The organism is Citrobacter sp. wls718 (assembly GCF_005280945.1).
GTDB classification, from domain to species: Bacteria; Pseudomonadota; Gammaproteobacteria; order Enterobacterales; family Enterobacteriaceae; genus Citrobacter; species Citrobacter gillenii.
The window spans coordinates 1-9,527 of the sequence record NZ_SZWV01000107.1; the positions used below are offsets into that span (position 1 = coordinate 1).

At 55.0% G+C, this 9,527-nt stretch carries 11 protein-coding genes; 6 read left to right on the top strand and 5 right to left on the bottom strand.

Annotation, left to right across the window (positions count from 1 at the left end; genetic code table 11):
• The first annotated feature begins 26 nt into the window (after positions 1-26).
• The 5 genes from FDW95_RS21270 to FDW95_RS21290 are packed head-to-tail and all read left to right on the top strand — an operon-like array spanning position 27 to position 3,255.
• The gene (locus FDW95_RS21270; protein WP_249359288.1) at positions 27-311 is read left to right on the top strand and encodes a response regulator; all 285 of its coding nucleotides are present in this window, start codon (positions 27-29) and stop codon (positions 309-311) included.
• A gap of 22 nt (positions 312-333) precedes the next feature.
• The gene (locus FDW95_RS21275) at positions 334-690 is read left to right on the top strand and encodes a response regulator (RefSeq protein WP_115257614.1); all 357 of its coding nucleotides are present in this window, start codon (positions 334-336) and stop codon (positions 688-690) included.
• Between the two features lie 15 nt (positions 691-705).
• Positions 706-2,391 (top strand): diguanylate cyclase, encoded by a 1,686-nt coding sequence (locus FDW95_RS21280; protein WP_115257615.1) that lies wholly within the window; start codon positions 706-708, stop codon positions 2,389-2,391.
• A complete protein-coding gene (locus tag FDW95_RS21285; protein WP_096755949.1) occupies positions 2,388-2,912 on the top strand; it encodes a chemotaxis protein CheW in 525 nt (174 codons plus the stop codon). Before FDW95_RS21280 ends, FDW95_RS21285 begins: the two co-directional genes overlap by 4 nt.
• The gene (locus FDW95_RS21290) at positions 2,896-3,255 is read left to right on the top strand and encodes a hypothetical protein (RefSeq protein WP_096755950.1); all 360 of its coding nucleotides are present in this window, start codon (positions 2,896-2,898) and stop codon (positions 3,253-3,255) included. Before FDW95_RS21285 ends, FDW95_RS21290 begins: the two co-directional genes overlap by 17 nt.
• A 29-nt stretch (positions 3,256-3,284) precedes the next feature.
• On the opposite strand, the gene sitD is transcribed toward FDW95_RS21290, so the two are convergent.
• The 4 genes from sitD to sitA are packed head-to-tail and all read right to left on the bottom strand — an operon-like array spanning position 3,285 to position 6,722.
• Complete coding sequence (sitD, locus tag FDW95_RS21295) at positions 3,285-4,136, bottom strand: iron/manganese ABC transporter permease subunit SitD (RefSeq protein ID WP_115257616.1); 852 nt, start codon at positions 4,134-4,136, stop codon at positions 3,285-3,287.
• Positions 4,127-4,990, bottom strand: coding sequence for an iron/manganese ABC transporter permease subunit SitC (gene sitC, locus FDW95_RS21300; protein ID WP_048213040.1), 864 nt, complete (start codon positions 4,988-4,990; stop codon positions 4,127-4,129). The genes sitD and sitC overlap by 10 nt, the downstream gene beginning before the upstream one ends.
• On the bottom strand, positions 4,987-5,808 hold the full coding sequence (gene sitB, locus FDW95_RS21305; RefSeq protein ID WP_115257617.1) for an iron/manganese ABC transporter ATP-binding protein SitB: 822 nt from the start codon (positions 5,806-5,808) through the stop codon (positions 4,987-4,989). Before sitB ends, sitC begins: the two co-directional genes overlap by 4 nt.
• The gene (gene sitA, locus FDW95_RS21310) at positions 5,805-6,722 is read right to left on the bottom strand and encodes an iron/manganese ABC transporter substrate-binding protein SitA (protein ID WP_115257618.1); all 918 of its coding nucleotides are present in this window, start codon (positions 6,720-6,722) and stop codon (positions 5,805-5,807) included. Before sitA ends, sitB begins: the two co-directional genes overlap by 4 nt.
• 186 nt (positions 6,723-6,908) lie before the next feature.
• Between sitA and FDW95_RS21315 the strand changes: the two genes are divergently transcribed.
• Positions 6,909-7,253 (top strand): nitrous oxide-stimulated promoter family protein, encoded by a 345-nt coding sequence (locus tag FDW95_RS21315; RefSeq protein ID WP_115257619.1) that lies wholly within the window; start codon positions 6,909-6,911, stop codon positions 7,251-7,253.
• 78 nt (positions 7,254-7,331) lie between these two features.
• On the opposite strand, the gene flhA is transcribed toward FDW95_RS21315, so the two are convergent.
• Entirely contained in the window at positions 7,332-9,410 is a 2,079-nt protein-coding gene (flhA, locus tag FDW95_RS21320) for a formate hydrogenlyase transcriptional activator FlhA (protein ID WP_115257620.1), read from the bottom strand.
• Between the last annotated feature and the right edge of the window lie 117 nt (positions 9,411-9,527).

The window sequence follows — 9,527 nt, forward strand, 5'->3', positions numbered from 1 at the left end:
ATCAATAAGTTGGAGTCATTACCCAGGTGACGCTGGCGGAAGATGGGCTGTCAGGCTTGCAGAAAGCGAAACTGACCCAGTTTGATGCGGTCCTGACGGATGTCGAAATGCCGTTTATGGATGGTTTTACCTTCACAAAATCGCTGCGTGGCGAGAAAAACTACCAGCACACGCCGATTATTATCGTGACCTCCCGCGCCAAGGAAGAAGACCGGCGGCGCGGTATTCAGGTAGGCGCGGATGCCTATATTGCCAAGGGCGATTTCGAGCAGGACAGCCTGATAAAAACCTTAAAAATGCTGTTGTGCTGAGGGCACAACACCGAGAGAGACGATGCGAATTTTATTAGTTGATGATGATCTTTTTGCCGCTGAACTGGCATCCGTCTTCCTGGAAATGGACGGCTACGAGGTGGTGATTGTGGAAAGTGCCATCTCTGCCTTAGCGTGCCTGGATTCGGATAAAACACTCGATCTGGTGATTAGCGACCTGCATATGCCAGAGATCAGCGGACTGGATCTGCTGGCGCTGCTGCGTGCCCAGGGCTGGTCTAAACCGTTTATTTTGCTGAGCGCCAATGAAGTGACGGCCAGCGATGTGCCGTATGATCGCTGGGTGAAAAAAGATGAAAATCTGGCGGAAAACCTCGGTTCCGCGGTCAATGCGCTGCTGCAGCCTGCTACTGAATAAGTCAAAAACCTCACGATGAAACAAGAAAATAAGCACCTTGCTATGGCTGCCGCTCAGGAAAAAATCTCACGGCTGAGACAGGGGTTTTTACGCCGCATTCCCGATATGCTGGCACAAGCGGACAGGCTATTGGTGCAACTGGTCGCCGAACCCAGCGAGGTTTGTCGTAAACAGCTGCATATTTTGCTGCACAGTATTCACGGGTCTGCCGGATCTTTTGGCTTTGCTCCGCTCGCTACTGCCTCCGCGGAAGGTGAGCGATTACTCACCGAGCCGGAGCAATGCACATTACATTGCGATGAGCTACGGAGGATCCTCCGTTGGCTGTATACCCTAACGCAAGAACAGCTCAGTCTTGAGCATCGTATCAGCGACACAGGCTTCAAATTACCGAACCCTGAGGAGCGTCCAGAGGAGGCGTTTGTCCGCCGTACCAGTAAACCGATCTACCTGTGCGATGATGACCTCGATCAGGTTGAGCTGCTCGCCACCCAACTGCGCTGCTTTGGTTTTACCTGCCATGTCTTTGCGAATACCGAGGACTTTACCCAGGCCGTACTGGCGCAACCGCCTTCCGTGGTGATCATGGATGTCAGCTTTCCGGACAACGCCTACGGCGGCCCGCTGACCATGTCGGATCTGAAAAAGAAAGTTGGCACCGCTTTCCCGGTGCTGTTTCTCTCATGTCACAGCGACTTTACGGCGCGCATTAACGCCATAAAATCGGGCTGCGACGGCTACTTTGTTAAACCGGCGTCTATCACCGATTTAGTGCAGGAGCTTCACCGCTTAACCCAGCCGTCGCTAAAGAAACCCTATCAGATCCTGTTGATTGACGATGAGCCAGCGGTCGCGGAATACAACGCGGAAATGCTGCGGATGGCGGGAATGGATGTGCATGTGCTGGAGAAACCTCAGTATTTGCTGCATGTGCTGAACGCCCAGCCGATTGATCTGGTACTGATGGACTACCACATGCCTGAGTTTAGCGGCGTGGATCTGACCAAACTGATCCGCCAGATCCCGCAGCACATTGGCCTGCCGATTGCCTATCTTTCCAGTGAAACTAATAAGACGGCGCAGTTTGGCGCCATGAGTATTGGGGCGGAGGACTTTATCCTCAAACAGGCCGATCCTCAGGGATTGATCCATGCCGTGTCGATCCGAGCGGAAAGAATGCGCACCCTGCGCGCCCGGATGTCGCAGGACAGTTTGAGTGGGTTATACAACCACTCGACGACCACCCACTTTCTTAAAAGCGCGATCGCCGAATCTAACTACAGCGGTAAACCGTTCTGCATGGTGATGGTGGACCTGGATCATTTTAAAAATATTAACGATACCTACGGCCACGTCGTCGGAGACCAGGTGATTGTCGGCATCTCGCAGCTGTTTTCCCATCGTTTACGCAGCACCGACATTGTGGGTCGCTACGGCGGGGAAGAATTCGCCATCATCATGCCGAATACCACCAGCGAAACGGCAGCCCTGGTAGTGGAACGTTTACGCAAGGATTACGAGCAGGTCGCGTTCTCGGTTAATGATACCTATTTTCACAGTACCTTCAGCGCTGGTATCGCGCAGTGGCAGTTTGGCGATCGTATTGAAACGCTGCGTGAGCGTTCCGATCAGGCGCTGTATGCCGCCAAGCAAAAAGGCCGCAACACCTTCTGTATCGCTGAAGAAAAGGAGAGGGCATGAGCCCACAACTGGAGCAGATCCTGGCGCTGAATCATGGTGAGAAACCCGAGTGTGAAAGCGTCGATGAGCCGCAGTGCACGCTGGTGTTATTTCAGCTGGCGGATAAAAACTTTGCTTTCTACGGCGCGCAGATAAGAGAGATCCTCGCAGAACGTCCTATCTCGTGGGTACCCTGTTGTCCGCCGATGCTTGAAGGCGTGATCAACTATCGCGGGCGCGTGGAGTCGGTCATGAGGCTGGACGGCCTGATTGACAACCCCGTGGCTAACGCCCTGGGAAAACGGACTATCCTGATTGGCTGCGGTGAGAGGATGCAAAGTGGCATCCTGATTGACAGATTGATTGATGTTCTTGAGGTGGTGGAAAGCCAGATTCATTTACCCGGTGATTCGCTGCCTCCGGCGCTACAGCCGATTGCGGTCGGGGTGGTCAAGGTGGGCGACACCTGGTTCACCCTGCTGGATCTGAATCTGGTATTTGACCGTTATCAGGAGACCTGTGGTGATGACGCAACCCGTTAACCTGGCGGCCGTGCGCATCCGCATGGGAACGCAGGAGTTTTACATTCCTGCAAGCCAGGTCCGTAACTGCTCGCGGGTGACGCACGTTTCACCGGCTATCCCGCGCTTTAGCCAGTGGCTGGGCATTGCCGATGAACCGCCAGAGGGCGGACATTTGCATTTTTTTGTTCCGCCAAGTGGTGTTGATACTGGCTGGTACTTATGGGGGCAACTGGAGAATGTCATGCTCTCCAGCGACATCATTTTTGCGCTGCCTCCGCTGCTGGCTCACAGCTGTCGCCTGCCCGCGCTACGGGCACTGGTGGGGCGCGAAGCGCTCAGCCCGCTGTTGAGCTGGGGCTGATAAATACCTCACGCTCTTATCTTTGTGCGTTATATACCGCCGTACTGGCGTCGCCGTTCTAAACGGCGATCGCGTAGAGTGGAATAAATAAAGGCGATAACAAATAGCAGGGAGAATAAGACGACGATGGTCGGGGCCGGTGCGCTGTCGATGAAAAATGACAGGTACACGCCCATAAATGAGGTGACCATCGACATGACGACGGCCAGTATTAGGGCGTGGGAAAACTGGCGCGTGAGTAAAATTGCAATCGCGCCCGGCGCAATTAACAACGAGATCGACAGAATAATACCCACCGACTTCAGCGTGGCGACGATGGTGAGCGCGATCATACACAGCAGACCATAATGCAGTAGGGTGGTGTTCAGCCCGCAGGCTTTTGCCTGGTGCGGATCGAAGGCGTGCAGCAACAGATCTTTCCACTTTAACCCGATGACAAGGGCAATCCCCAGCGCAATAACCGCCGTTTGTGCGATATCCCCCAGCGAGACACCGAGCATGTCGCCGAACAGAATATGGTCCAGATGAATCTCAGATTGGATTGAGACGTACAGCACCAGTCCTGCGCCAAACATGCCGGAGAAGACGATACCCATCAGCGTGTCGCGTTTGATGCGGCTGTTATCATCGAGATAGCCGGTCGCCACCGCGCAGAACAGCCCAGCGATAAACGCGCCAATGGCCAGCGGAATGCCCGCGATGTAAGCCAGTACGATCCCTGGAAATACCGCATGGCTCATGGCATCGCCCATCAAAGCCCAGCCTTTGAGCACCAAAAAAACCGACAACAGCGCGCAGGGTATGGCGACGATAACGGAGATGGTCAGCGCGTTCACCATAAAGCTGAACTGAAAGGGTTCCAGCAGGGCGGTTAAGAACATGAGGACTCCTTATTCACCTGGCGGGCGCGGCGACGGTTGGCCAACAGACCGTGTTTTGGCGCAAAGACAAACGCCAGCAGAAACAGCAGTGTTTGCAGAACGACAATGATTCCGCCGGTCGCGCCGTCCAGCCAGTAGCTCAGCCAGGCACCGAAAAAGCTGGTCAGGCTACCGATAGCGACGGCGATAGTGAGCAGCCGGGGAAAGCGATCGGTCAACAGCCAGGCCGTGGCACCGGGCGTCACTACCAGGCAAATCACCAGAAATGCGCCGACAGTTTGTAGCGCCGCAACGGTGGAAACTGAGAGCAGCGTAAAAAATAACAGCTTCAGGCGGCCTGGGTTCAGACCGATAGAACGCGCGTGGTTCTCATCGAAAAAAACCACCATCAAATCTTTCCACTTCAACAGCAGAATGGTGAGTGAGATAACGCCGATAATCGCCAGTTGCAGAATATCTTCCGGTGCAATCGCCAGCACATTACCGAGAATAATGGTCTGAATGTTAACCGACATCGGATTGAGCGACACCATAAACAGCCCGATGCCGAAGAAAGAGGAAAAAATCAGCCCAATGATCGCATCTTCCTTCAGGCGCGAACGCTGGTTAAGAAACAGCATACTGCCCGCTGCCAGCCCGCCGGAAAGAAACGCGCCAAGCGCAAAGGGGAGCCCTAACATATAGGCCCCGGCAACGCCCGGCACAATCGAGTGTGACAGTGCATCGCCAATTAACGACCAGCCCTTGAGCATTAAATAGCAGGAGAGAAACGCGCACAGGCCGCCGACCATCGCCGAGACCCACATAGCGTTGAGCATATACTGGTAGCCAAACGGTTCTGTCAGCCAGTTCATGGTGATTCCCCCTCGTTGGGCGTACGTCGAGAAATAAACGGCCGTTCATCATCGGTGATTACGTGCTGCTCACCGCCGCTTAGCTTCACATGGCGCAGGACGCCGCTGAACGCCAGCTCGAGATTCTCAGGGGTAAAGGTGGAGTCGGTCGGGCCGCTCGCCAGCACCGTCCCTTTGATCATGACTGTGTAATCACAAAACTCGGTCACCGAACCCAGATTGTGAGTAGAGACCAGCATCGTGCGCCCCTCATCGCGCAGTTCGCGCAGCAGGTCGATGATGCGGGCCTCGGTTTTCACGTCTACGCCGGTGAACGGTTCATCCAGCAAAATGACCTGTCCGTCCTGGGCGATGGCGCGCGCCAGAAAAACACGTTTTTTCTGCCCACCGGAGAGTTCGCCGATCTGCCGATGGCGGTATTCCAGCATATCGACCCGCGCCAGCGCCGCATCCACGCATTGATGGTCGCGCGCGGTTGGTCGTCGCAGCCAGCCCATATGGCCAAAGCGTCCCATCATCACCACGTCTTCCACCAGCACCGGAAATGACCAGTCCACCTCTTCCGACTGGGGAACGTAGGAAATCAGATTCTGTTTTAGCGCCTTGCTGACCGGCTGCTGCAGAATGGAAATTTCGCCCTGCGCCAGGCGGACAAACCCCATCAGCGCTTTAAACAGCGTTGATTTCCCGGAGCCGTTGACCCCGACCAGCGCGGCAATCGAACCACCCGGTACCTGAAAGGTGGCATCGCGCAGCGCGGTGTGTCCGTTGCGATACGTCACCGTCACCTGATTGACGGAAATCGCTGAATGACTCATGGCTGGCTCCCCAAACCTGCGTTAATCCCGCTGACAATGGTTTCCGTTGTCACGCGCAGTAAATCCAGATAGGTCGGTACAGGGCCATCAGCAGCGCTCAGCGAATCGACATACAGCACGCCGCCGTAATGTGCGCCGGACTCACGCGCCACCTGACGGGCAGGCTTGTCGGACACCGTGCTTTCGCTAAATACCGTCGGGATCTGATGAGTTCTGATCGCATCGATCACTTTGCGCACCTGTTTGGGGGTGCCTTGCTGATCGGCGTTGATCGGCCACAAATACAGCTCTTTCAAATCGTTATCGCGCGCCAGATAGGAGAATGCGCCTTCACTGGTGACCAGCCAGCGTTTATCGGCCGGGATTTTTGCCAGCGCCGCATGCAGGGGATCGAGCGTCTGACGAATTTTTGTTTTATAGCGCTCTGCATTGTTCTGGTAGATGGTGGCATTGTCCGGATCGTACTTCATCAGCGCATCGCGGATGTTATCGACGTAAATCAGCGCGTTCTCAGCTGACATCCAGGCATGGGGATTCGGCTTGCCGTTATAGGGACCTTCGCTGATGCCCATCGGCTTCACGCCGTCAGAGACCATCACCTCCGGCACGCCGGATAAATGCTGGTAGAAGCGGGCAAACCACAGTTCCAGATTGAGACCGTTGGAGAGGATCAGCTGTGCGCCCTGCGCGCGTTTAATGTCGCCCGGCGTGGGCTGATATTCGTGAATTTCAGCCCCCGGCTTGGTAATGGAGCTGACCTCGGCTGCGTCACCCGCCACGTTGCTCGCCATATCGGCAATCACCGTAAAGGTGGTGACCACCTTAAATTTTTCTTGCGCCGATGCGGGCGACAGCGTCAGCGCCGTCAGGACGCAGGCAAGGAGAAACGATTTCAGATGGGGCAGGCGCGGCATAGTATCCCTCACAAGAAAGTGGTTAATTTATCATCGAATATAGCCTTTGCTATGTTATATAGCACAAGGCATGATAAATGAAAATAATTCTTATTTGCGTAGGGTGCTAAGGATGTATCACCTTCAGGTAATAGTGCCGCGGATTACTAAGGTGTATTATGCATGCAACTTAAATGTGGAGGCATCATGTCCGGCAAACGTATTGCACGTGAAAAAATGACGATCCAGAAAATGATCTCGCTGTATGAGAGCCAGTGCCCGCAGGCTTCAGACGAGCCGGGGCATTACGATGCGTTGTTTGCCTATGCGCAAAAACGACTGGATAAGTGCGTATTTGGTGAGGAGAAACCAGCTTGCAAACAGTGTCCGGTGCACTGTTATCAACCTGCAAAACGCGAAGAGATGAAGCAGATTATGCGCTGGGCCGGGCCGAGGATGCTCTGGCGTCATCCGATCCTGACCGTGCGTCATCTGATGGATGACAAACGCCCGGTGCCGGAATTGCCAGAGAAATTTAAGCCTAAGAAATAATGTTGCGGTGTGCCGGATGGCGGCTGCGCCTTATCCGGCCTACAAAGGCATACGCATCTGCGCCATCAGCCACAATCGTTAAACCAGCGCATCCTTATCAATACCCAGTCGCTTCATGCGTGAGAGCAACGTTGTGCGTTTCAGTCCCAGCCGCTGTGCTGCGCCTTTTGGACCGGCGACCACACCGTTGGTCTCTTTCAGCACGCGCATAATCAACTGGAATTCATCTTCGCCTTCCTGCGCAACTTCGGTCGCCACCGGCGGTGTGCACGGCGCCGGCGTGATGATATCCGGCAGGGACAGTTGCAGCACGTTGCCTCTGGTCAGCAGGACCGCGCGTTCCACCACGTTTTCCAGTTCACGCACGTTTCCCGGCCACTCCATGCCGCTTAGCGTGCGCAGCGCTTCAGCCGGAATGCTGTCGATATTGCGCCCCATCCGGCGAGCAATTTTAAAGGTGAAGGCCTTCACCAGCAGCGGGATATCTTCCGGGCGCTCGCGCAGCGGTGGCAGATGGATCGGGAAGACGTTCAGGCGATAGTACAGATCGTTGCGGAATTCGCGATCGGCCACCATTTTTTTCAGATCGCGGTTGGTGGCGGCGATCAACCGCACGTCGGTCTGGATCAGCTTGTTGCTGCCCAGACGTTCAAATTCCTGCTCCTGCAGAACGCGCAGCAGCTTAGGCTGTAGCTCCAGCGGCATGTCGCCAACTTCGTCGAGAAACAGCGAGCTTTTATCGGCCAGTTCGAAACGCCCGATGCGCTGCGTACTGGCACCGGTAAACGCGCCACGCTCATGACCAAACAGGTCGCTTTCCAGCAGTCCGGCAGGCATCGCCGCACAGTTCATCTTCACCATCCGACGGGCATTACGTCCACTCAGATTGTGAATAGCCCTGGCAATCAGCTCTTTACCCGTTCCTGTCTCGCCCAGAATCAGCACGGTGCTGTCACTTTGCGCCACCATCTCGACCTGTTTGAGCACGCTGTACATGGCTTCGCTGCGGCCAATGATTTCACCAAACTCACTGTCCACGTTATTGAGCTGCTCGGTCAATGCCAGGTTCTCATCGACCAGCCGTTCTTTCAGGCGGTGGATCTCCTGGTAGGCGAGGGCGTTATCGACAGCAATGGCCACGCGCTCGGCAATCTGGCGCAGCAGCTTGAGATTGGCGGTAGTGAAGACTTTTTCTTCGCACTGGGCCAGCTTGAGGACGCCAAGCATCGTGTTACCGGACATCAGCGGCAGCAGACACAAGGTTTGTAACTGGTTGCCCCAGGTGTCAAACAGCATACGTTCGTAAGGCGCCAGCGCATCACGTTCGCTCAGGTTAATCAGCAGCATCTCTTTGCTTTTGAAAACCCGCTCAGAGAGCGTGCCCGCTTCGTCAACTTCGCTCTGCTCGTGCGCCGGATGATGCTCATCCAGATAGTGGGTGGAATAGATGCTCAGCTTATTTTTGCGATCGCTGCGCAGCACGATGCTGATGGCGTCGATATCGAAGTAGTGGTGGATCTCTTTGGCGACTTCGCTGACCAGCTCATCAATGTCCAGGCGGGAGAGCACCGCATTGGTGATGGCGACCAGGATACGAAAGTTGTCACGCTCACGACATAGCAGATCGTAGTCGACGTTGTTGCTGACCCGGTTCTGGATCTGTTCGGCCACGACGCCGACGATCTGGGTAAAGGTTTGCAGGCGGTTGTACTCTTTTTCACTCCACGGGCTGTCTTCGTGGCGGATAAATTCACAGCCGCCGAAGATGCGCCCATCGGCCGCCAGCGGCAGCAGACAGTAGTGACCAAATTGGGAGTACAACCCGCCGGATGCCAGCTGCGGCCAGGTTTCACTAAACTCATGATAGCTGCAGTGCAGGGCATCGGGACGAGACAGAATGCGGCGCACCGGACCGTGTGCCAGCACCGTTTCGTCTTCATAATCGATGGGTTTACCATTTTCACGCGTCGTAAAGTAACGCGCACGCTGCGTCTGCGCCTGCCATAACACAATAGCCGCACTGTCGGCCAGCGCCGAACGCTTGACCAACTGTGAAAGCGCCTCACTGAGAGACTGAAGATCGGGCTGCTGTAATAATGTACGAGTGATATCGAACAAGCCTTGCTGTCCGAGGTCGCTCATCGGTGTATACGACATATTGCTTTTCCAGGAAGCACCAACGGTGCAAAAACGGTAAATGAATTATAGGTATAAGTTGAAAATTATTGTCGGATGGCCAGGGTACGCCATCCGTAGGCCCGGTAAGCGAAGCGC